This is a genomic window from Pseudomonas sp. Kh14 (genome assembly GCF_900291005.1).
GTDB classification, from domain to species: Bacteria; Pseudomonadota; Gammaproteobacteria; order Pseudomonadales; family Pseudomonadaceae; genus Aquipseudomonas; species Aquipseudomonas alloputida.
Genome location: NZ_OLKJ01000038.1, coordinates 317,812 through 341,142 on the forward strand (window position 1 = coordinate 317,812; position 23,331 = coordinate 341,142).

Annotated in this window: 19 protein-coding genes and 1 riboswitch; of the genes, 6 read left to right on the forward strand and 13 right to left on the reverse strand. The window is 62.8% G+C overall.

What is annotated here, in order from left to right; translation table 11 throughout:
• Positions 1–142: 142 nt before the first annotated feature.
• On the reverse strand, positions 143–2,023 hold the full coding sequence (thiC, locus tag FQ668_RS23925) for a phosphomethylpyrimidine synthase ThiC (protein ID WP_144180703.1): 1,881 nt from the start codon (positions 2,021–2,023) through the stop codon (positions 143–145).
• 155 nt (positions 2,024–2,178) lie between these two features.
• A riboswitch (TPP riboswitch) is annotated at positions 2,179–2,285 on the reverse strand.
• 160 nt (positions 2,286–2,445) lie between these two features.
• Here thiC and FQ668_RS23930 point away from each other — a divergent pair.
• Complete coding sequence (locus tag FQ668_RS23930) at positions 2,446–3,879, forward strand: TolC family outer membrane protein (RefSeq protein WP_076402322.1); 1,434 nt, start codon at positions 2,446–2,448, stop codon at positions 3,877–3,879.
• 114 nt (positions 3,880–3,993) lie between these two features.
• Here FQ668_RS23930 and waaA read toward each other — a convergent pair whose 3' ends face one another.
• Together waaA and FQ668_RS23940 are read right to left on the reverse strand one after the other, a co-directional pair.
• The gene (waaA, locus tag FQ668_RS23935; protein ID WP_119713239.1) at positions 3,994–5,265 is read right to left on the reverse strand and encodes a lipid IV(A) 3-deoxy-D-manno-octulosonic acid transferase; all 1,272 of its coding nucleotides are present in this window, start codon (positions 5,263–5,265) and stop codon (positions 3,994–3,996) included.
• Positions 5,266–5,276: 11 nt separating this feature from the next.
• Entirely contained in the window at positions 5,277–6,167 is an 891-nt protein-coding gene (locus FQ668_RS23940) for a LysR family transcriptional regulator (protein ID WP_003249460.1), read from the reverse strand.
• An 86-nt stretch (positions 6,168–6,253) separates the two neighbouring features.
• Here FQ668_RS23940 and FQ668_RS23945 point away from each other — a divergent pair, with 86 nt between their 5' ends.
• The 4 genes from FQ668_RS23945 (at position 6,254) to FQ668_RS23960 (ending at position 9,686) form a co-directional block, all read left to right on the forward strand.
• Entirely contained in the window at positions 6,254–6,586 is a 333-nt protein-coding gene (locus tag FQ668_RS23945) for a multidrug efflux SMR transporter (RefSeq protein ID WP_004577390.1), read from the forward strand.
• 88 nt (positions 6,587–6,674) lie between these two features.
• Positions 6,675–7,850 (forward strand): FAD-binding oxidoreductase, encoded by a 1,176-nt coding sequence (locus tag FQ668_RS23950; RefSeq protein ID WP_014592611.1) that lies wholly within the window; start codon positions 6,675–6,677, stop codon positions 7,848–7,850.
• Complete coding sequence (locus FQ668_RS23955) at positions 7,847–8,659, forward strand: aldo/keto reductase (RefSeq protein WP_003249454.1); 813 nt, start codon at positions 7,847–7,849, stop codon at positions 8,657–8,659. The genes FQ668_RS23950 and FQ668_RS23955 overlap by 4 nt, the downstream gene beginning before the upstream one ends.
• 58 nt (positions 8,660–8,717) lie before the next feature.
• Positions 8,718–9,686: a hypothetical protein gene (locus FQ668_RS23960; protein WP_014592612.1), complete on the forward strand. Its 969-nt coding sequence runs from the start codon at positions 8,718–8,720 to the stop codon at positions 9,684–9,686.
• Between the two features lie 81 nt (positions 9,687–9,767).
• On the opposite strand, the gene hldE is transcribed toward FQ668_RS23960, so the two are convergent.
• The 3 genes from hldE to FQ668_RS23975 form a co-directional block, all read right to left on the reverse strand.
• On the reverse strand, positions 9,768–11,189 hold the full coding sequence (gene hldE, locus FQ668_RS23965) for a bifunctional D-glycero-beta-D-manno-heptose-7-phosphate kinase/D-glycero-beta-D-manno-heptose 1-phosphate adenylyltransferase HldE (RefSeq protein WP_003249449.1): 1,422 nt from the start codon (positions 11,187–11,189) through the stop codon (positions 9,768–9,770).
• Between the two features lie 130 nt (positions 11,190–11,319).
• Entirely contained in the window at positions 11,320–13,128 is a 1,809-nt protein-coding gene (gene msbA / locus FQ668_RS23970; protein ID WP_014592614.1) for a lipid A export permease/ATP-binding protein MsbA, read from the reverse strand.
• Positions 13,129–13,143: 15 nt separating this feature from the next.
• Entirely contained in the window at positions 13,144–14,319 is a 1,176-nt protein-coding gene (locus FQ668_RS23975; RefSeq protein ID WP_076402324.1) for an O-antigen ligase, read from the reverse strand.
• 100 nt (positions 14,320–14,419) lie between these two features.
• On the opposite strand from FQ668_RS23975, the gene FQ668_RS23980 reads away from it, so the two are divergent.
• Positions 14,420–15,025 (forward strand): toluene tolerance protein, encoded by a 606-nt coding sequence (locus tag FQ668_RS23980; protein ID WP_076402325.1) that lies wholly within the window; start codon positions 14,420–14,422, stop codon positions 15,023–15,025.
• A 3-nt stretch (positions 15,026–15,028) separates the two neighbouring features.
• On the opposite strand, the gene FQ668_RS23985 is transcribed toward FQ668_RS23980, so the two are convergent.
• The 7 genes from FQ668_RS23985 to FQ668_RS24015 all read right to left on the reverse strand — a co-directional run bounded on the left by FQ668_RS23985 (position 15,029) and on the right by FQ668_RS24015 (position 23,169).
• Positions 15,029–16,120 (reverse strand): glycosyltransferase, encoded by a 1,092-nt coding sequence (locus FQ668_RS23985; RefSeq protein ID WP_019437559.1) that lies wholly within the window; start codon positions 16,118–16,120, stop codon positions 15,029–15,031.
• A 37-nt stretch (positions 16,121–16,157) separates the two neighbouring features.
• A complete protein-coding gene (locus FQ668_RS23990) occupies positions 16,158–16,931 on the reverse strand; it encodes a glycosyltransferase family 2 protein (RefSeq protein ID WP_010955517.1) in 774 nt (257 codons plus the stop codon).
• Between the two features lie 65 nt (positions 16,932–16,996).
• Positions 16,997–17,953, reverse strand: coding sequence for a glycosyltransferase (locus tag FQ668_RS23995; protein WP_003249439.1), 957 nt, complete (start codon positions 17,951–17,953; stop codon positions 16,997–16,999).
• Between the two features lie 48 nt (positions 17,954–18,001).
• Positions 18,002–19,405, reverse strand: a complete 1,404-nt coding sequence (locus FQ668_RS24000; protein WP_014592619.1) for a PIG-L deacetylase family protein — start codon at positions 19,403–19,405, stop codon at positions 18,002–18,004.
• Entirely contained in the window at positions 19,402–20,298 is an 897-nt protein-coding gene (locus FQ668_RS24005; protein ID WP_014592620.1) for an antimicrobial resistance protein Mig-14, read from the reverse strand. Before FQ668_RS24005 ends, FQ668_RS24000 begins: the two co-directional genes overlap by 4 nt.
• Complete coding sequence (locus FQ668_RS24010; RefSeq protein ID WP_019437557.1) at positions 20,298–21,428, reverse strand: glycosyltransferase; 1,131 nt, start codon at positions 21,426–21,428, stop codon at positions 20,298–20,300. The genes FQ668_RS24005 and FQ668_RS24010 overlap by 1 nt, the downstream gene beginning before the upstream one ends.
• Positions 21,412–23,169, reverse strand: a complete 1,758-nt coding sequence (locus FQ668_RS24015) for a carbamoyltransferase (RefSeq protein ID WP_003249431.1) — start codon at positions 23,167–23,169, stop codon at positions 21,412–21,414. Before FQ668_RS24015 ends, FQ668_RS24010 begins: the two co-directional genes overlap by 17 nt.
• Positions 23,170–23,331 lie beyond the last annotated feature (162 nt).

Here is a 23,331-nt window from a genome sequence, read left to right on the forward strand (position 1 = left end):
TCATGTCCGCAGGAGTGATGTTAAGTGGCATACACCACCCTGTGGGAGCGGGCTTGCCCGCGAACACCGGCAAAGCCGGTGCCATGCACCGCAGTGCTTGCTTCGCGGGCAAGCCCGCTCCCACAGGGTAAGGTGCTGCGGTTTAGACTTTGTGGTACAGCTGGCTGCCTTCCTGGCGGAACCGCTCGGCCTGCTCACGCATGCCTTGCTCGACCGTCACATCCACGGCCTCGATCTTGGCAGCGTACTCACGCACTTCCTGGGTGATCTTCATCGAGCAGAACTTCGGCCCGCACATCGAGCAGAAGTGCGCGACCTTGGCCGATTCCTTCGGCAGGGTCTCGTCGTGGAAAGCACGGGCGGTGTCCGGGTCGAGGCCCAGGTTGAACTGGTCTTCCCAACGGAACTCGAAACGCGCCTTGGACAAGGCGTTGTCGCGAATCTGTGCACCCGGGTGGCCCTTGGCAAGGTCGGCGGCATGCGCGGCGATCTTGTAGGTGATGATGCCGGTCTTGACGTCGTCCTTGTTCGGCAGGCCCAGGTGCTCCTTCGGCGTAACGTAGCAGAGCATGGCGCAACCGAACCAGCCGATCATCGCCGCACCAATGCCCGAGGTGATGTGGTCGTAACCCGGCGCGATGTCGGTGGTCAGTGGGCCGAGGGTGTAGAACGGCGCCTCGTCGCAGCACTCCAGCTGCTTGTCCATGTTCTCTTTGATCAACTGCATCGGCACGTGGCCGGGGCCTTCGATCATGCATTGCACGTCGTGCTTCCAGGCAATCTTGGTCAGCTCGCCGAGGGTTTCCAGCTCACCGAATTGCGCGGCGTCGTTGGCGTCGGCAATCGAGCCAGGGCGCAGGCCGTCGCCCAGCGAGAAGCTGACGTCGTAGGCCTTCATGATTTCGCAGATTTCGTCGAAGTGGGTGTACAGGAAGTTTTCCTTGTGGTGCGCCAGGCACCACTTGGCCATGATCGAGCCACCGCGGCTGACGATGCCGGTGACCCGCTTGGCGGTCAGGGGCACATAGCGCAGCAACACACCGGCGTGAATGGTGAAGTAGTCCACGCCCTGTTCGGCCTGCTCGATCAGGGTGTCGCGGAACAGTTCCCAGGTCAGGTCCTCTGCCACGCCGTTGACCTTTTCCAGGGCCTGGTAGATCGGCACGGTACCGATCGGCACCGGCGAGTTGCGAATGATCCACTCGCGGGTTTCGTGGATGTGCTTGCCGGTGGACAGGTCCATGACCGTGTCCGAGCCCCAGCGGATGCCCCAGGTCAGCTTGGCCACCTCTTCCTCGATCGAGGAACCCAGGGCGCTGTTGCCGATGTTGCCGTTGATCTTCACCAGGAAGTTGCGGCCGATGATCATCGGCTCTACTTCCGGGTGGTTGATGTTGGCCGGAATGATCGCGCGGCCACGGGCGATTTCCTGGCGGACGAATTCAGGGGTGATTTCTTTCGGGATGTTGGCACCGAAGCTGTGGCCGGCATGTTGCTCATTCAGCAGGCCGGCGGCGCGGGCCTCCTGCAGCTTCATGTTCTCGCGGATGGCCACGTATTCCATTTCGGCGGTGATGATGCCCTGACGGGCATAGTGCATCTGCGAGACGTTGGCGCCGGCCTTGGCCCGGCGCGGGTTGCGCACATGGGCGAAACGCAGCTTGGCCAGCTCTGCATCGTTCAGGCGCTGCTGACCGAAGTCGGAGCTCAGGCCTTCCAGGCGCTCGGTGTCACCGCGGGCTTCGATCCACCCCGAACGCACATCGGGCAGGCCTTTGCGCACGTCGATGATCACGTCGGGGTCGGTGTACGGGCCAGACGTGTCATACACCAGCACCGGGGCGTTGGACTCGCCGCCAAAATCGGTCGGGGTGTCATCCAGGCTGATTTCACGCATGGGAACGCGGATGTCCGGGCGCGAGCCTTCGACATAAATCTTGCGCGAACGCGGGAACGGTTGCACGGACTGCTGATCGACTTGTGCCGATTCGCTGAGGTTGATCGCTTTTTCTTGTTTGGTCATCACAGGCTCTCCTGACGGCTTCCTAGCAGTGGAATGTCGGGGTGAACCTGAAACGCGCGGACGCACCCTCTTTGGGTGCAGTGCCGGACATGGGGGGTGCCTGAAGCTGTATGCAGCTGTGACAATCCCGGACCTGGCACAAGAGGCTCCCCGGGAAGGCGAGCAATCTTGTTCCCTACGCAGGCGCTAACCTGATCAGGTTCAACGGGATCCGCACCTCTGCGATCTCAGCCTTTGCTTCAAGGCACCCCGACAAGAACATGCGCAGTCTAGACTGGAGTGGTCAGCAAAGCCAAGCAGGTAAATGCGCGGATGATGAAAGGCACACCGAGCGATTGTTGCCGGGTGCGCATGGCACTACACTGGCCCATCGCTCGATACTCAACAGTTCAGTAATTAAATTTCGTACAAGGATTGCCTCTATGCTGCGCAAACTTTCACTGGCGATAGCCGTGTCTTGTGCGTCCAACGGAGTGGTCTGGGCAGCGGACGTGCCCTCGACAGTCAAAACCGATCTGGTCAGCGTCTACCAGGAAGCAGTGGACAACAACGCCGACCTGGCTGCAGCACGCGCCGATTACGGGGCGCGCCGCGAAGTGGTGCCGCAGGCCCGCGCCGGGTTGCTGCCAAACCTGTCGGCCGGTGCCGAGATGATGAACACCCGCACCAAGCTGGACGAGCCATCCATCACGTCCAATCGCAGCGGCAACGCCTGGAGCGCGACCCTGGCTCAGCCGATCTTCCGCGCTGATCGCTGGTTCCAGTTGCAAGCCGCCGAAGCAGTCAACGAACAGGCAGCACTGGAGCTGTCGGCGACCGAGCAAAACCTGATTCTGCAAACCGCGCAAAACTACTTCGCCGTCCTCCGCGCCCAGGACAACCTGGCCGCCACCAAGGCAGAAGAAGCCGCCTTCAAGCGCCAGCTGGATCAGTCCAACGAGCGTTTCGACGTGGGCCTTTCGGACAAGACCGACGTGCTGCAATCCCAAGCCAGTTATGACACTGCACGGGCCAACCGGATCATTGCCGAACGCCAGGTGCAGGATGCCTTCGAGGCCCTGGTGACCCTGACCAACCGTGAGTACACCGCTATCCAGGGCGTGGTACATAGCCTGCCGGTACAAGTGCCAACGCCCAACGATGCCAAAGCCTGGGTCGAAACCGCCGGGCGCCAGAACCTCAACCTGCTGGCCACCAACTACGCGGTTTCTGCCGCAGAAGAGACCCTGCGTCAGCGCAAGGCCGGGCATGCACCGACCCTGGACGCCGTGGCGAAGTACCAGAAGGGTGACAACGACAGCCTTGGCTTCACCAACCCATCGCAACTGGGGGTGCGCTACAGCGGCGACGTCGAGCAGACCAGCGTTGGCCTGCAACTGAACATCCCGATCTACAGCGGCGGCCTGACCAGTTCGCAGGTACGCGAGGCTTACCAGCGCCTGAGCCAGAGCGAGCAACAGCGTGAAAGCCTGCGCCGCCAGGTCGTGGAAAACACCCGCAACCTGCACCGCGCTGTGAACACCGATGTGGAACAGGTACAGGCGCGCAAGCAGTCGATCATTTCCAACCAGAGCGCGCTGGAAGCCACCGAAATCGGCTACCAGGTCGGTACCCGCAACATCGTCGACGTGCTTGATGCCCAGCGCCAGCTGTACACCTCGGTACGCGACTACAACAATAGCCGCTACGACTACATCCTCGACAACCTGAGCCTGAAGCAGGCAGCCGGCACCCTGAGCCCGCAAGACCTGCAGGACCTGAAGCGCTACCTGAAACCTGACTACAACCCGGACAAGGACTTCCTGCCGCCGGACCTGGCGGCAGCAGCGGCCAAGAACTTCGAGCGCAGGCCTTGAGGTAGGGGCTGGACCATTCGCGGGCTCGCCCGCTCCCACAGGGATAGCGCAGCCCTCGAGCCATGCATCCATCCTGTGGGAGGGGGCGAGCCCGCGAAGGAGCCAATGCAAAAATCAGCGGATAAGCGCACCCAGACCCTCGAGCAATCGCTGCAAAGCCCCCTGATTGGCCCGCATCACCGCCCTGCCCGCCTCGCCCATGCGCTTGGCATCCTGCGGCAGTTCCACCAGGCGGCGTACCGCACCGGCCAGCCCGTCAGCATCATCCACCTGCTGCAACGCACCTGCCTCGCGCAGCATCGCGCTGATTTCGAGGAAGTTGAACACATGCGGCCCCATGAGCACCGGCAAGGCCAGCGCCGCAGGCTCCAACGGATTGTGCCCACCGGTCGGCACCAGGCTGCCACCGACGAAGGCAATGTCGGCCAGGGCATACAGGAACAGCAGTTCGCCCATGGTGTCGCCCAGCAATACCCGCGTTTGCGCATCGACCAGTGTGCCGGCAGAGCGGCGCACGGTGGTGAACTGCTCGCTGCACAACGCATGCACTGCATTGAAGCGCTCGGGATGGCGCGGCACCAGGATCAGCAAGGCATCGCCATGCACCTGCAACAACTGCCGATGCGCCTGCAGGATCAAGGCATCCTCCCCTTCATGGGTGCTGGCGGCGATCCACACAGGGCGCTGGCCGCTCCCCCACTGTTCACGCAATGCCCTGGCGCGCGGCAGCAGCTGTTCGTCGATCGTCAGGTCGAACTTGATCGAACCGGTGACTTGCACGCGCTCAGGGCGTGCACCCAGGTCACGGAAGCGCTGGGCCTCGGTTTCGGTCTGCACGGCAATCAGGCTCATCTCGGCCAGCATCGGCCGGGTCAGCCTGGCAAAGCGCCCATAGCCACGGGCCGAGCGCTCAGACAAGCGCGCATTGGCCAGCGCCACCGGAATGCCGCGCCTGGCACACTGGTGAATGTGGTTGGGCCAAAGCTCGGTTTCCATGATGATGCCCAGCTTCGGCTGTACATGATCGAGAAAACGCCCCGCCGCCCAAGGCAAGTCATAGGGCAGGTAGCAATGCTGCACGCGCGGTTCGTCGGCGAACAGGGCGCGAATGCGTTCAGAGCCAGTAGGGGTCATGCAGGTCAGTGTGATCGGCAGCTCCGGGTAAGCCTTGAGCAAGGCACGCACCATGGGTGCGGCAGCAATGCTCTCGCCCACCGATACCGCATGTACCCAGATACCACCCTGGCGCATGGCCGGCAGCTTGAAAGCAAAGCGCTCGCCGATACGCTGGCCATAGGCCGGCGCCTTGCGCGCGCGCAGGTATAGGCGCAGCGCAACCAGCGGCAGGCCCAGGTGAAACAGCAAGGTATAGAGAGTTCTGTTCATGGCGGCTAAGTCTACCCGATCGCGCGAAGGTGCACTGCAAAGCGCTCGGCCAGCCATTGCGCGGCCGGGCCCAGTGGTTCATCGCGGCGCCAGGCCAGCTCTGCCACCAAGGCCGGCGGCCGCCAATCGCTGTCCAGTTCGACCATGTGCGCCTGATAGGTCGGGTACTGCACCACATGCCGGGGTAACCAGGCCCAGCCCAGGCCGCGCATCAGTAGTTCGGCCATGGCGTAGAAGCTATCGGCACGCCATACCTGTGGGCTGATCGCTTCGCCACCGGGGTAACCGCTTTGTTGTGGCGTGATCAGCAACTGCCGGTGGCGGGCCAATTGTTGGCGGGTGACCCGGCCTTCGCCCGCCAGCGGGTGGCCGACCGCGCACACCGTGACCATCTCCACGCTGCCCAACGCACGGCGCTCCAAGGAAGCCGGGATGCTTTCGTGGAGGAAGAACAGGCCCAGATCGGCGCGCCGCTCCACCAGCTTGCGCGCCACATCGCCCTGGGCTCCGCTGGCCAGTTGCACCTCCAGGAACGGGTAGCGGCTAGCCAGTTCGTCGAGGCTGTCGATCACCGGCTGATACGGCATGGCTTCGTCCTGCGCGACCCGCAGCAAGGCCTCCTGCCCGCGCATCAGGGCCAGGGCGCGGCCATCCAGGCGTTCGCACTGGCGTAACAATTCGCGGGCGTCTTCCAGCAAGGCGCTGCCGTTTTCAGTCAATTTCGGTTGCCGGCCGCTGCTGCGCTCGAACAGGGTGACCCCTAGGTCGGTTTCGAGCAGCGCGATGGCACTGCTGATCGCCGACTGGGCTTTGTGCTGCTCACGTGCCACTGCGGAGAACGAGCGCAGTTCTGCAACGCGCAGAAAGGTACGCAATTGTTCAAGGTTCCACTGCTCGGCCATCAACCTATCTCCAAAATTGATAGGTAATGACTTTACCCCATCCAGGCAACGTCTAGAATGCCCGCTCAGTAACGGAGGATCCCGCCATGAATGCCTACACCTACCTCGCCATTGCCATCTGCGCCGAAGTCATCGCCACCGCCTCGATGAAGGCGGTGAAAGGCCTGAGCACGCCGCTGCCACTGCTGTTGATGGTGGTTGGCTATGGCATTGCGTTCTGGATGCTGACGCTGGTGGTCCGCAGCATTCCGGTGGGGATTGCCTACGCCATCTGGTCGGGCCTGGGGATTGTGCTGATCAGTGTGGCGGCGCTGGTGATCTATGGGCAGAAGCTGGATATGCCGGCGATGCTTGGCATGGCCATGATCGTGGGTGGCGTGGTGGTGATTCAGCTGTTCTCGAAGACCGCTGGGCATTGAGAGCCCTTGTGCGGGGCTCGCCGACGATAGGGCCATCTCAGGTATAGCCTGTATACTTGCCAGCTGTCCCAGTCTTCGAGGTACCGCCATGCCATCTGCCATTTCCACTGACGTGCTGATCGTCGGCGCCGGGGTCGCAGGCCTCTGGCTCAATGCCCGCCTGCGCCGCCTGGGCTACTCGACAGTGCTGGTGGAGCGCGCCAGCCTTGGCGGCGAGCAGACCATCAAGTCGCAGGGCATCATCCACGGCGGCACCAAATACGCCCTGCACGGCGCCCTGACCGGCGCCTCGGAAGCCATCGCCGACATGCCGCGCCGCTGGCGCGAGGCCTTGGCCGGCGACGGCGAACTCGACCTCAGTCGTACCCGCCTGCTCTCCGATGCCCACTACCTGTGGTCGCCGGGCACCTTGGCCGGCAACCTCACAAGCTTCTTCGCCAGCAAAGCCGTGCGCGGCAGGGTCGACCAAGTCAAGGGTGACCAGTTGCCACCGGCACTGCAGGACCGCGCGTTCAAGGGCAAGGTGTACCGCCTGGCGGAACTGGTGGTCGATGTCCCGAGCCTGCTGGCCAACCTGGCCGAGCTGGCCGGCGAGTCCTTGCTGGCAGGTGAACGCATCGAACCCTTGCGTGAAGGTAATGCGTTGGTCGGCCTGCGCGTGGACGACCGGGAAATCCGTGCCCAACGCATCGTGTTGAGCGCCGGAGCCGGCACCGAAGGCTTGCTGCAGGCGCTGGGCCTGGATCAGCCGGCCATGCAAACCCGCCCGCTGCACATGGTCATGGCCAAGGGCCCGAACCTGAAACCTTTGTACGCCCACTGCCTCGGCGGCGGGCCCAAGCCGCGGGTAACGGTGACCACCCATCCGGCAGCCGATGGCCAGTGGGTCTGGTACCTCGGTGGGGACCTGGCCGAAGCCGATGGCGTGGCGCGCGAGCCTGCAGCGCAGATTGCTGCAGCGCAGAAGGAAATCGCCAACCTGCTCCCATGGGTCGATCAGAGCCTGGTGCGCTGGGCCACACTGCGCGTCGACCGCGCTGAGCCTGCACAATCTGGCCTGGCACGTCCGGACAACGCCTTCCTTGCCGACCAGCAGCGCCTGCTGGTGGGCTGGCCGACCAAACTGGCACTGGCACCGGACTTCAGCGACCGGGTAATCAGCCACCTGGAGCGCGACGGCATTCGTCCACAAGCACAGGCCGACCTGGCCGACCTCCCACGCCCTCCACTGAGCGTACCGGCCTGGGAGCAGTTGCTGCCATGAGCCTGCCAACCCTGCATGCGTTCCATCGCCCGCTGGGGAGCACCGGCCTCACGGTCTCTCCACTGGGCCTCGGCACGGTCAAGCTGGGCCGCGATCAGGGCGTGAAGTACCCCACTGGCTTCACGATCCCCGGCGATGAGGAAGCCCGCCTGTTACTGGCCCAGGCCCGCGAGCTTGGCATCAACCTGATCGACACCGCCCCGGCCTATGGCCGTAGCGAAGAACGCCTGGGCCCGCTGCTGCGCGGCCAACGTGATGAATGGGTAATCGTCAGCAAGGTCGGTGAAGAGTTCGAGGAAGGCCTGTCGCATTTCGACTTCAGCGCTGCCCACACCCGCCGCTCGGTGGAGCGCAGCCTGCGCCGGCTCGAAACCGACCGCATCGAACTGGTGCTGGTGCATTCCGACGGCAACGACCTGGCCATCCTCGAACAGCAGGAGGTCTACCAGACCCTGGCCGAACTCAAGCAGGAGGGCAAGATCCTCGGTTTCGGGCTGTCCGGCAAGACCGTCGCCGGCGGCCTGAAGGCACTGGAGCAAGGCGACTGCGCCATGGTCACCTACAACCTCAACGAACAGGCAGAACGCCCGGTGCTGGACTACGCTGCCGAACACGGCAAGGCCATCCTGGTAAAGAAGGCCTTGGCGAGCGGGCATATCTGCCTGGCCCCGGGCGTCGACCCGGTGCAGGCCAGCTTCGAGCTGCTGTTCGCCCACCCGGGCGTCAGCAGTGCTATTGTCGGCACCATCAACCCGTTGCACCTGGCCCATAACGTGGCCACCGTCGCCCGCATCCTGGGCCAGCATTGAGTTACCTCAGGCTCCCGACTCAGGGACTGGAGACTGACCCGACGCAAGGAGGAGCCTCGTGGCGCGAACGCTGATCCGCAAGAACCCGAGCAACTTCAAGACACTGCCACTGCATGTCGAGGCCACGACCGAAGGCTTGATCTACCAAAGCATCGGCATGCCGCTGAACTTTGCCCAGACTCAGCAACGGCGCAAGGCCATCCAGTTACCCGACACACAACACTTCGTGGTCGAACTGGCCAACCTGGGCGTGTCGGTGCGCCTCACGCTGCATTGGCAGAACCGCGATTACTGGGTACTGGTGCGTCAGCGCCGCCAAGACCGTGGCGATGTGGTACTGAAACTGATTTCCGGTTATGTACCGGCGCAGGAGCTGAACCTGCCGCTGCACACGGCCGTACAGGAAGTGGCCGAGGAGTGCCTGCTGGAAACCCCGGAAGGTTGGCTGGGCGGGCGCTTCAACGACACCTGGCTGCCCGTACCCTACGCCGCCGCCCTGCACTACCGCGAAACACCCCACTTCGTGCTGGCTCCGGAGTCCGGTGCCGCACGCCCGGTGCATTGCGGCAAGCTGATGCTACTGGAGCGCCCACGGGCCTATGTGCACCTGCCCACCGCTTCGCTACAGCTGATCTATGACATGCGCCTGCAAGTGCCCCGTGACGCCAAGAAACTCAGCTTGTTCCACGTTGACGAGCGGCTGGAGGGCGACCAGCTGGTGGCGCGGCTCAACCGCAAACGGCCCGACCTGTACCTGATGCCATTGAAGGACGGCCAGCCACTGGCAGAGCTGTACACGCTGAAAAAGGATGAACTGGTGCCGGCGAGTACGCGTGGGCTGTACCTGGCAGAAAGTTTTGCCCGGCAGGAAGGCTGGGTGGTGGCAGATGAACGGGTACGCTGGAAGGATTGGGTGAAGCAGCAGGGTTTGGTGGAAAGCAAGCCCGCACGGGCGTCGCACTTGCAACGCTTTGGCGACAAGGCGCGAGCGCTGCTGGAGCGGGCGCGGACCTCGCTGAACAAGTGACATCCCGAAAGCTTTCACCTGCTTGCCGGAGCGGGTAAACCCGCCCCTGCAGAGGGCCGCCGCAGCGGCCCCAAGGTCAGATCAGTTCTTGCGAATTTTCTCGACAATCGCCGTGGTCGAGCTGTTCTCGACCAGCCCCAGCACCTTCACGGTGCCGCCATAGCCCTTGACGATATCAGCGCCAACCACTTGGTCGATGCCATAGTCTCCACCCTTGACCAACACATCCGGCTTGACCTGGCTCAGCAGGTTTTCCGGGGTGCCTTCCGGGAAACTGATCACCCAGTCCACCGCGCCCAAACCGGCCAGCACGGCCATACGCCGGTCAACGCTGTTGATCGGTCGGCCCGGCCCTTTCAGGCGGCTGACCGAAGCATCGTCGTTTACCGCAACGATCAGGCGATCACCCTGGGCCCGCGCCTGTTCCAGGTAAGTGACATGCCCGGCATGCAGGATGTCGAAGCAGCCATTGGTAAAGACGATCTTCTCGTTGTGGGCCCGAGCGTCATCAATGGCCAGCAGCAGTTGCTCAAGGCCCAGCACGCCGCGTTCGGAGCCTTCCTCACGCTGGATGGCCCGGCGCAGCTCAGGGGCGCTGATGGCAGCCGTACCCAGCTTGCCGACCACAATGCCCGCCGCCAGGTTGGCCAGGGCCACCGCATGGGGCAGGTCCTCACCCGCGGCAATGGCCGCGGCAAGGGTGGAAATGACAGTATCGCCGGCACCGGTCACATCGAACACTTCGCGTGCCCGCGCTGGCAGGTGCAACGCCGGCTGACCAACGCGCAGCAGGGTCATGCCATGCTCGCCACGGGTGACCAGCAGGGCGCCCAGGTCCAGGTCCTGCAGCAACTGCAAGCCCTTGGCAACCAGTTCGGCCTCATCGACGCAACGGCCAACGATGGTCTCGAACTCGCTGAGGTTCGGGGTAATCAGGCTGGCGCCACGGTAGATGGAAAAGTCCTTGCCCTTGGGGTCGGCCAGCACCGGAATGCCCTTGGCCCGCGCCGCCTGGATCAGGTTCTGGTGATTTTTCAGTGCACCTTTGCCGTAGTCGGACAGGACCAGCACCTTGACGCCTTCGAGCAGGCTGTCGACCTCCGCGCCCAGCGACAGTGGGTCGGTGGCGAACGGCTCTTCGAAATCGATACGCAGCAGCTGCTGGTGACGGCTCATGACCCGCAGCTTGACGATAGTCGGCTGGTGCGCGATGCGCTGGAACACCGAACGGACACCGGCAGCCTGCAGGCTGTTGGCCAGGCTGTCGGCAGCCTCATCCTGGCCGGTGACGCCGATCAGCGAAGCCGGCGCGCCCAGCGCAGCAATGTTCAAGGCAACGTTGGCCGCGCCGCCGGGGCGATCCTCGATCTGATCGACCTTGACCACCGGGACTGGCGCTTCAGGCGAAATACGCGAAGTACCGCCATGCCAGTAGCGGTCGAGCATGACATCGCCGACCACCAGTACCGGGGCTTGATCGAAACGCGGCATGGACAACTTCATGGGCAACCCATATGGAAATAATGAACAGGGGCAGGATATTAGCACAGGGTAGTCAATGGCTTTATGGCCAGATCATCCCTGGAAAATTCCCGTGACAATCGGGGCCATGACGGCCCCGATCAAGGAGGGTTCAGGTGATATCGGCCTTGGCCGGCTCATCCAGCCCCATGGCATGCAGACGGGCATAATGGCCATTAGCCGCAAGCAGCTCGGTGTGAGTACCGCGCTCGACCAGGCGGCCCTGGTCCATGACCAGGATCTGGTCAGCCTTCTCGATGGTCGACAGCCGATGGGCAATCACCAGCGTGGTACGGCCTTGCATCACGTGATCCAAGGCGGCCTGGATATGCCGCTCGGACTCGGTATCCAACGCCGAAGTCGCTTCATCGAGGATCAGCAACGGCGCGTTCTTAAGCAGCGCACGGGCAATTGCCAGACGCTGGCGCTGGCCACCGGACAGCAGTACACCGTTCTCACCCACTTCGGTATCGAAGCCCTTTGGCAGCCGGTCGACGAATTCCTTGGCATAGGCATCGGCCGCGGCGGCTTCGATGTCTGCGCGCGGCGCACCGGCCAGATCGCCATAAGCGATGTTGTTGGCCACGGTGTCGTTGAACAGGGTGACATGCTGGGTGACTTGCGAAACATGGCGACGCAGGTTGCGCAGGCGATAGTGCTCGATCTCCACGCCATCGAGCAGGATCTGCCCCTTGTCGTGGTGATAGAAGCGCGGGATCAGGGCCGCAAGCGTAGACTTGCCACTGCCGGAGCGGCCGACCAGGGCGATCATCTGCCCGGGCTCTGCGACAAAACTGATATCGCTCAACACTTCACGCTCGGTACCCGGGTAGGTGAAGCTCAGGTTACGCACTTCCAGGCGCCCTTCCACGTGTTCCTTCTCGACCGTACCAGTGTCCACTTCAGGCGCTTCGTCCAGTTGCTCGAAGATGCTCTCGGCACCTGCCAGGCCCTTCTGGATGGTCGAGCTGACTTCCGACAACTGGCGAATCGGCTTGGGCAGCAGGCCGGCAGCGGTGATATAAGCCACCAGGTCACCAGCAGTGGAGTCCCCGCGCAGGAACAGCACCAGGAACATCAGCGCAGCCATGGCGCTGTAGATCACCAGCTGAAGCATCGGCGTGTACAGCGAGCCGGTCTTGGTCATGCGCAGTTGCTTGTCGGTGTTGCTCTGGCTGGCCTGGCCGAATCGCTGCTGTTCGTAGGCCTCGCCACCGAAGCTACGGACCACGCGGTAACCCTGGATGGTTTCCGAGGCAACGTGGGTGACGTCGCCCATGGCTACCTGGATCTTCTTGCTCTGCTTGCGGAATTTCTTGCTGGCGATGCTGACCATAACCGCAATCACCGGCAAGATGGCGACCATCACCAGGGTCAGGTGCCAGTTCATCCAAAGCAGGTAGGCAAACAGGAACACCACGGTCAGGCCTTCGCGGATCACCACCTTGATGGCGTCGGTAGCGGCGCCGGTGACCATGGTCACATTGAAGGTAATGCGCGAAATCAGGTGCCCGGAGTTGTGGTTGTCGAAATAGCGGTTGGGCAACACCAGCAGCTTGTTGAACAGTGCCACCCGCAGGTCATGCACCAGGCTCAGAGAGACCTTGGCCAGGAAGTAGTTGCCGAGGAACGAGCCCAGGCCCTGCCACGCAGCGATCAGGATGATCAGCAGCGGCACCGCCTGCAGCAATTGCAGGTCACGCAGGTAGGGGACGTTGGGGAACAATACCGCTTCGGGGTTGCTCAGCCCATCGACGAAGTACTTGAGAATGCCGGCCAGCATTGGCTGGGTCGAGGCAAAGATCACGAAACCGACAATGCTCAGCAGGAAAATGCCGACATAGGGTTTCACATAGCTCAACAGCCGGAAGTAGATCTTCAGGCTGGAGGTGTGCTCCGCTGGTCGCGGTGTTTCGGCCATTATCGAGCTCGCTGTTCAGGTTGAACCGGCAATTTTACCACAGGCGTCATTTTCGGCACGCCCCCATGGCAGCAACATGGCAAGGCCCACCGGCAGCCAGCTGATGAACCATTCGGCACGTGGCGTACCGGTGAGGCTGGCGGCATCGAACTGCATGGCCAGGGTCGAGTAGACCCAGAAGCCCAGCAGGACCTTGCCGAACAGGGTGCCACGGGCGCGCACGATTTCGCCCAGCGTGAACAACCACACCATTACCCACAGCAACATGCCGGGCAAGCCCATTTCAACGGCAACATGGGTGAACATGTTGTGGGTGTGATCGAAGTGCATGCCGACGGCGCTCACCTCGTAATCAGCCCCCAGGCCAAGACCAGTCCAAGGGTGCGCGGCAATCATCTGGAGAACGGCATGGAAAATTTCCGGCCGGTAGGACGAGCCCCGTTGGGCGATAACGTCGTACACGGCCCAAAAGGCCAGGCCGGTGGCAAGCAGTGCCAGAACAGAGAACACCCGGCTGTGGCGGTCACGGAACCACAACGGCGCCATCACCACGGTAATCACCAGTGCCAGAACCGCACCACGGCTCTGGCTGAGCATGGCGAAGGCCCCCAGGCAAGCCAGTGCCGCCAGCCACAACAACTGCAAGCCACGTTGCCGAGGAGGCTCGTAGAGCATCAAGAGCAAGGCCGAACCAATGACATAAGCCCCCAGGATGGGGTGGGATATCTCACCGATACCCGCCAGCCTGAACAGCAGGGGCGCACGCTGCACCCCGTAGAACTTGATGATGGAGACCAACGCAGCGATGGCCAGCAGCGCGCTGCCAAGCAGCAATAACTGACGAATGCGGGCTTGGCCAAGCTGGGCCAACAGCGGAAACGCCAGCAGGAATACCAGGATGTAGAGCAAGCGCTTGAGCTCGCGCAGGGGCTCCTCGGCGGGCGACCATGCCAGGCTCAGCCCGCTCCAGGCCAACAACAGCAGCACACTCCCCCACAGCGCCGGTTGCCGCCTCCAGGCTTGCACCAGCACACCTCGGGCCGACCAGGCCAATACCAGCGTTGGCAGCCACAAGAACAACACCAGACCTTGCTGATAAACCTTGTTGCTGGGTGCCAGGGCAATCGCCGCCAGGAACCAGACCAGGCCCAAACCTAACCACGCTTGTGCCCAGTTTTTTTGATACAACATCCTTTCCCCCGATGAATCAGAAACACCATCCATGGTGCTACAGCATTATTTTCGGCATTATTGCCGGTCATTTTGCTCGCCAGACGACAAGGCTCTATTCATGCAATGCTCCCGGCTCACCCAGGTCGACTTCGATCAGCTGACACTCGGCGCACAGGTGCTTGAGGCAGACAGCCATGGCGCCAAAGTCTACCTGCTCACAGATGGAAATTTCCTCAAGGTTTTTCGTAGGAAGCGTCTGATTTCATCTGCACTGCTACGTCCTTACTCGCAGCGCTTCGTCGATAACGCCGCGCGCCTGACGCAACTGGGCATCCCAACCCTCGAAGTGATCAGCCAGCACAAGCTTGACCTGCCGGGCCGCACTGCGGTGCTGTATCGCCCGCTACCCGGGCGAACGCTGCTGCAGATGTCGCGCGATGACGGCTTCAGCTGGGACACTTACCTGCCACGCCTGATCGAGCTGATCCGTCAGTTGCACCGCAGCGGCGTCTATTTCCGCTCGCTGCACCTGGGCAACGTGGTGGTCACCCCCGACCAGCGTCTGGGCTTGATCGACGTGGCCGACATGCGCTTTCTGCGCCCGCCACTGTCGGCCCGCATGATTCGACGAAATGTGCAGCACATGGTGCGCTATATCGAGCGGGAGAACCTGGGCGACCGGTTCCCCCTTGCCGCCTTCGAGGCAGCCTTGCTGACACGCTGAAGGTCAGCTGCGCAACAGGCTCTGCGAGCCGCTGCAGAAAGCCTGCCAGGCCTGCTCCGGTGCCAGTGCCTGGCGCTGCTTCGCGGCGATCGTCGATGCACTGAGCGCCGTACAGCGCTCAATCGCCTCAGCCCAGGCGCTTTCGTCGGCAACCGGCAGGTAGCCCCCCGTGTCGCGCAACTGCTCGCGAAACACTTCCAGGTCGCTGCACACCACCGGTACATCGGCCATCACCGCCTCTTGCACCACCAGCCCCAGGCCTTCGGAACGCGAAGGTACCAATAGCCAGTCGAATGCCCGATACAGCTGCTGCAGGTCTTCGCGGTGACCGCGCAGATGAACGCGCTCGGCCAGGCCCAACGCGTCGATACGCTGCTGCAGCACGGCATGCTGCGGCCCCTCGCCAATGATCGCCAGCTGCAAGCCCGGTTGCCGTGCACTGGCCCTGGCGAATGCCTCGATCAGCATTTCGAAGCCTTTACTCTCTACCAATCGCCCTACCGCACCCAGCATCACCTCGGCGCCCTGAGGCAACTTCAGTGCCTGCCTGGCCTGGTCCCGGCTCAGCAAAGGCTCGACGAATGCAAGCGGGTCGAGCGCCATGCGCAGCGTCTGCACCGGCCTGCCCAGGTCACGCTCCAGCGACTCGGCCAACGTCTGTGATACCGCCGCGATACTCAGACGCTCGGACGGAAACATCTGCAACAAGCGGATATCGCTGGCATGCAGACGCGTCTTGCCATGGAACAGTACCTTGGCACGTACGTGCCCGATGCGCTGCAACAATGGCAGCACCAACCGGGCGACGCCAATACCATCGAGCAGCACCACTTCTGCCCCGGCCTCGGCCAGTGCCTTGCGCAAGCGCATGCGCAGCCACGGGCGCAGCAAGCGCCACAAATGCCGCCCTTTGAGCGCACGTGAGGGCATATGCCATTCCCGGGTCGAACCGAGCCCACAGCAGAGCCCGCTCCCCAGCAGCAGCCAGTTACTGATCCGGGCATCGGCACCCGCGTTCGACAAGACCTGCCGGTGCACCTTGTGGATGGACATGTACGGCGTTCCACCCGCCCACATCATATTGACGATGTTCATGGGCCCTCTCCCGCTCAAGTCAGGTGGGACAGCGACTTCATTGAACAAAAATGGTGATTCCCATGCCGATCAAGGCCCCCGCAACCAGCGTCAATGCCAGCTTCAACCGATCACGTTGACGACGCTTGGCCTTACGCTCCACTTCAATGGGCAAGGTCACGTGATTGCCGAATCCAGTGTGCAATACTGCATCACCCTCCAAGGTGACCGCTGTCAGATTTAACTCAGCGTAACGACGGGAAAGCGCCTTTTCTCCAGCATAGGCGGCAAATGGCGCACAGCGCTGGTAATCGCTCAATCGGCGCAGCCCAGGGTTGAGCGAGAACGCCTGCCACTCAGCCTTGTCGGACAGCAGCGGATAGCACGGCACCCCGGCGATCACCTGGCGATCGCCCAAGTGGATGTACGGGCTGTGGATGGCCAGGTCGTGGGCATGGCTGCGCAACCAGACCTGCAAGATGTTTGGACTGACATCCAGGATGGCCTGCGAGTCTTCGACAAAGCCTTGGCGATAGAATTGCCAGTCGTCTTCGCAGTGAAAAATGTACGGCGTCTTGACCTGGCTGTAGGCCAGGTCGATAGACGGCAACTGGCCAAGTTTGGGCCGGTTGACGAACACCTTGCAGTGCGGCTTCCAGTGCGCCGGCACAGCGGCATGCACAGCATCGTCGCCAGAGTCTTCGGTGATGAATACCTCGCGAATGGGCGCGGTGTTGTAGCGATCGAAACTCTCAAGGGTGTCTTTGAGCAGATCGAACCGCCCACAACTGGTCACGACGAGCGTGACGTCACTCTCATTTGAAAAGCGCACCGGATTCCCTCCGCATTACGACTATCGGCCTTCAACAACCCGCTCCTGGGCGTGAAAGCTCTTGTTTAGATGCCCAGCTTCAGACGCAGCCGCTGCCATGCAGACAATGGCGGGTGGGGCCTGAGCGCCGGGCGCATGTGGTCGACGATGCTACGTCCAACTGCGCCGAAACTAAAACGGGAAACCGCCAGATGGCGGCCATTTTCTGCAATCTGCCGGGCTAGCTCGGGGTTCGCGCGCAAACGACGGAGCTTTTCCTGAAGGGTCGGGATGTTGTCATAGAACACCACGTTGTGCATGTCTTGCAGGCCCAGCGCACGGTTCTCTTCCTCGCCCTGGTCGTATGCCAGCAGCACACAGCCACAGGCCATGGCTTCGAAGTTCTTGATCATGTACTCGCCCATGCCGACATCGGCACTGACGAAGAAACGAATACGGTTGAGCGTGTTGCAGTAGTCCTCGCCCGACTTGGTACGGGTTACCAACAGGTTCTCGACCTGCCCCAACTCGTCCAGCAGTGCCTTGCGGCCGCTGTAGGCCACGCTGTTGACGCTACCGACAAAGGCCAGTTCGATATCACGCTCACGCCCTTGGTCGGCCAGCAACTGCTCGTCATAGCCCTTGGGCACGAACACCGCGTCGAAACCTTCCTGGCGCAAGCGCTCGCTGACCATGTAGCCGGAGCTGATCACCCGTGCCCATGGCAGTTGACGATAATGAGCGCTGAACTTGCCGGTGTACTTGCACGGGATGTAGTTCTGGTAGGCGTCGTGCTCGAGAATCACCAGGTTCGGCACAGTGCGGATGAAGGCCACCTGACGGATCTCCTGCTTGAAACGCAGGAAGAACACGATGCGGTCATAGCGCTCGACTTGCACCTCACGCTTGAAGTAACGGCGCAGGTTGCGCTGATCCTGGCTGGTCAGCCAGCGCAGGTCGCACTCGCAGTTGGCCGCGACGCCATCGTACAGGCGGTCAAGAATCGCCCGCTGTTCCTTCTGCACCAGAAATAGGACTTTCATTGCTTTCCTTGGGCGCTCTGCGCCTTCGCGGTCAACCATGGGGCGTGCTTACAGGTCACGCCGCCAGAACAGTTCGTGTCGGCGCACGGCCTTGCGGAAGAATTCGTTCTCCCCATAAGGCGATGGCTGTCGCCCGGCAAGCCAGCGTTGCAGCAGACGGCGCAGGCGGCGCTTGAACGGTGCCGGCGGCTGCAGGTCGTGCATCATGCCCAGGGCCATCGCCTTGTCCCGCTGAGTCGCGCAGTCCAGTACCAGGCTGCAGGGTGCCCAGGCCTGGGCAGCGCTCAATTGCGGCGGTAAAGCCACGCCATCGCCACTGTCGCCCATCGGCCAGCGGTCGTTATCGTGCAGGTGGTTGGCGTAGCACAGCAAGGTTTGTGGCTGCCAGGTCATGCCTTGCAAGGCTTCCAATACCGCCGCCTGAGCGCAGATATGGTCCGGATGGGGGTCTAGCTGCGGGTGCGGCATCACCAGCACCTCTGGTTTGGCCAGCTCCAGCAAGGCTCGCAGGTCGGCCAGCAGGTTGTGCCAGGTGGGTGCGCCATCACGGTCGCCCGGTAACGGGAACGGGTTGAACTGGCGGAACACGCGGATATCGGCCAGGTCGGCTTCACGTGAGGCGGCCGGCTGGTCGGGTGCTGCCTGCATGGCAGGCAGCTGCAGGCAAAAGTAGCCCAGCTGTATGCAACGCGACTCCGGCACGCCGGCCCAACGCGGCACCACGATGCTGTCCCAGGCACGCAGGCGCCCCTTCAGGCGCGCGGCCTCGGCCTTTGCCAGGCCCATCTGCTGGTAGTGCTCGGCCTCTATCTCACCGGCGGTCAGGGTCACCACCCAGCTTTCGTCGGCCTGGCTGTACAACCCATACGCGGCCAACTCGGCGTCGTCGGCATGTGGCGCGATCACCATCACCCGGCGCTGCTGCAGCTCGACCGAGGGGGTTATCCACAGACGCAACTGGCCCTGCAGCCGGCAATGCCGGCCGCGCAGTCGCAACGTACCGGCCTGCAGTGGCGCAGCAAGACCCGTCAGGTTAAGGAAGCGCACGCCATCAACGCCACGCTCGAACGCTTGCCGATCGGCCTGTTCGCCAGCCAGCAGCTCGACCCGAGGATCGAGAAAGCGGCCCAACCAGCTGCTTTTTAGCCGCAGTTCAAGCACCAGGGTTTCGTCGCCCTGCAACGTGCAATCAGCCTTGAGCCAGCCATCGTGCAGGCTGGCAGGAACCTGCTGCACCTGATCGCCGAAGTCGTAGGCATAGTCCTCACCCGGTGCATAGAACAGGTGGTCGGCAAACCAGGCCTCATGGGCAGCCCAAAGCAGCGGCAACAGCAGCAGTGGCAGCCACCACCAGCTGAAAACACCGAGGGCGACCAGCGCAACCAGGCCCGCCAGCAGCCCCAGGCGTTTGTTGCGCCGGTGGCGCTTGAGCAACTGCTGCTTGCGGCTCACGCTTGATACACCGGCACAGGGTTGCACCAGCGGTCCTTGTACTCACGATCAGCACGGCCGAACGAGAACCGCAGCGGCTTGTTGCGCGACCGGGCGTCTTCCCAGGCGGCCTGGGTATTGAGGAAGCTCAGCACGCTGCCTGGGCTGAAGGCCTTGGTTTCAGGGTCGACGCCGCCATTGATGTACTCGACGCTGATCCACTCCGGCGCTTCTACGCGGTACACCAGCTGGATGGCAATCGGCTTACCGTCCAGCAGCAACACCGAGCCGATCAGCAGCTCACGCAGGCGCTCCAGCACATCGGCCATACGCTCGGCACCGGTGGCCGGAAACCCCCAGCGGCGCAGGAACAGGTCGCAGTACATGCTGGCGATTTCCTGAGCACTGAAGTCGCTGATCGGGCGTACCACACCACCCGCCTCTTCCAGCAGGCGCAGTTCACGGCGCTGGTTGTAGCGGAACTTCTTCGACAGGTCTTCAGGCGCCCGGGCCATGGCCAACTGCTCCTTCTGCGCCTTGAGGCCGCTGAAGCGGCCCTGGTTCAGTTCAGACAGGTAACGCATTGTATGGCGCAACGGCGCAGCGGCATCAGACGCCGCCGGCAGAATGATCTCGGCATTACCGAGGTCGAACAGGGCCTTCTTGCCAGTACGCTTCAGCACGTCCTTGGACAGCGCCAGGTGACGCCCCCAGGCCGGGATGGCGGCTTTCAGCTCGCCAGCCTGGTGCCAGCCCAGGTAACGCACCGGGATCTGTGCCAGGTCCGCCAGTTGCTCGACAACCAGCGGATGGGTGGCGACACTGCCGCCAAAGCGCGCCCACGCCTGGGCATAAGCCTTGGCATCGATAGCTTGCCAACCGCGTTCGCGGAAGGCCTGGATACGATTGAGCATCAGGCCTGCCCCACCAACGCGCGCACCTGTGGAAGTTGCCAGAAGGCCTCGCGCACCGCCTGGTCAGAGAAACGCTCACCCAGGCGTTGCAGCATGTGCCTGGCACAGGCCTGGCGCTGCCCAGCGTCCAGTACGGCCATGTGCTGCAGGCCCTGGGCCAACTGCGCGGCGTCGCCCAGCGGGAACAGCACGCCAACGCCCTCGACCACTTCGCGGGCTCCGCCACAGGCCGTGGCCAACACCGGCACACCGGCAACCATCGCTTCGAGCAGGACCATGCCGAACGGCTCATGATCGGAACTCAAAGCGAACACGTCGAACGCCTGGAAGTAACGGCGCGCATCCGGTACCTGGCCAAGAAAGTCGACTTGCCCGGCAATGCCAAGCTCGGCAGCCAACGCCTTGAGCTTGGCCTCCAGGCGCCCCTTGCCGAGGATCGCCAGGCGGGCGCCAGCCGGCAGCCCCGGCAGTGCCTGGGCAAAACCGCGCAACAGGGTGGCCTGGTCCTTGTCCGGGTGCAGGCGCCCGACATTGCCGACGATCCACGCCTGGGGATCCAGGCCCAAGGCCTGGCGTGCGTCAGTGCGCGGCACCAGGGCTGCTTGCAGGGCGTCGATGTCGATGCGGTTGTACAGGGTCTGGATGCGTTCGGCCGGCCACTGCGGCAAGCAACGGCGCATATCGTCACGTACCGCGTCCGAAACACCCAACAGGCTCAGACGCTTGCTGAACAGGTTCGCGAACAGGCGGCGGCCTTTGCGCTGGTAGTCGCCAAAGGCATGGTGCACACCAATCACCGGCAGGCCGGTCCCAAGCAGGGCAACGTAGATCGGCTTGAAGCGGTGGGCGATGCAGAAAGCGAAATTGCGCTCGGCCGCAATGCGCCGCAATGTGCGGATGGCGCCGAGTTTCAGGCCGCGCACGGCCTTGGAACTGAACTCAAGGAACAGCACCTCGTCCGACGCACAGCCAGCCGCCACCTGCGCATCGGCGGCGCCGGTGAGGAACACCGTGGTCACCTGGTACCCACGCCCCTGAAACAGGCTGGCGTACTGACGGGCGCAGTCCAGGAACGGCCCGTCATAGCCATGGCAGAACTGCAGGATGCGCGGTTCAGAGCGGCTGGTCATACGGGGCCGCGCCGTCCTTCACAACCAGGATGTCTTCCATGATCAGGTACTGCAGGTCCGAGCCGAAGAACATGTTCAGGGCATCCGTCGGCGAGCAGATCATCGGTTCACCACGACGGTTCAGCGAGGTGTTCAGCGACACACCGTTGCCAGTCAGGTCTTCCAGCGCCTTCATCATGTCGTAGTAACGCGGGTTGTACTCGCGCTTGAGCACCTGGGCACGCGAAGTGCCGTCCTCATGCACCACTTCCGGCACGCGGGTCTTCCACTCTTCAGCGACTTCGAAGGTGAAGGTCATGAACGGCGCGGGATGGTCGACCTTGATCATCTGCGGGGCGACAGTGTCGAGCATCGACGGGCAGAAAGGTCTCCAGCGTTCACGGAACTTGATCTGGTGGTTGATGCGGTCAGCCACGCCTTCCACGCTTGGGCAGCCGATGATCGATCGGCCACCCAGGGCACGCGGCCCGAACTCCATGCGGCCCTGGAACCAGGCTACCGGGTTGCCATCGACCATGATCTGGGCGATCTGCTGCGGCATGTTCTCGAGTTTGCGCCACTTTGGCTGGTTCGGGTGACGGGCGCAGGCGGCGATCACGTCCTCGTTGGAGTACGACGGGCCGAGGTAGACGTGCTCCATCTTCTCGACCGGAACGCCACGGGCGTGGGAAACATAGGCGGCGGCGCCAACGGCAGTCCCGGCGTCACCGGAGGCCGGCTGGACGAACAGCTCTTTCACGTCCGGACGGGCGATGATCTTCTGGTTGAGCTTGACGTTCAGCGCACAGCCGCCGGCGAAGGCCAGCTTGCCGGTTTCACGCAGGGTGTCGCCCAGGTAATGGTCGATCATCTGCAGCGCCAGTTTCTCGAACAGCGCCTGCATGCTGGCGGCGTAATGGATGTACGGCTCGTCGGCGATGTCGCCTTCGCGCTTGGGGCCCAGCCATTCGATCAGCTTTGGCGAGAAGTAGAAGCCCTTGCCCTTCTCTTTATAGCGGCGCAGGCCGATAACGTTGGCGTACTCGGTGTTGATCACCAACTCGCCGTTTTCGAAGCTGGCCAGACGCGAGAAATCATACTTGCTGGCGTCGCCATACGGCGCCATGCCCATGACCTTGAACTCGCCATCGAGCATTTCGAAGCCCAGGAACTCGGTGATGGCACCGTAAAGGCCACCCAGCGAGTCCGGGTCGAAGAATTCCTTGATCTTGTGGATCTTGCCGTTTTCGCCGTAACCAAAGAAGGTGGTGGCGTACTCGCCCTTGCCGTCAATGCCGAGGATTGCGGTTTTTTCCTTGAAACCCGAGCAATGATAAGCACTGGAAGCGTGGGCCAGGTGGTGCTCGACCGGCTCGATCTTGACCTTTTTCGGGTCGAAGCCCAGTTGCTCCAGGCACCAGACGATCTTCTTGCGATAGCGCTTGTAGCGACGGTTGCCCATCAGGATGGCATCGAGTGCACGATCCGGGGCGTACCAATAGCGCTTGGCATAGTGCCACCGCGCCTTGCCGAACAGGCTGATCGGGGCGAACGGGATGGCTACCACGTCGACGTCGGACGGCTTGATGCCTGCCTGTTCCAGGCAGAACTTCGCCGACTCGTAGGGCATGCGGTTCTTCGCATGCTTGTCACGCACGAAGCGCTCTTCTTCGGCGGCGGCAATCAGCTTGCCGTCAATGTACAAGGCCGCGGAAGGGTCATGGCTAAGGGCGCCGGACAGGCCAAGAATCGTCAATGCCAAGGGATTAGCCTCTTCATTCGGTAAAAATGCGCCAGCGGCCTCGTGGGCGGATGGCGGCTAAAGGGCGGGATTATAACGCAAACATTGGAGGCACACCGCCCCCTTGTAGGAGCGGGTTCACCCGCGAAGCAGGCAACGCGGTGGATGGCACCGGCGTAGCCG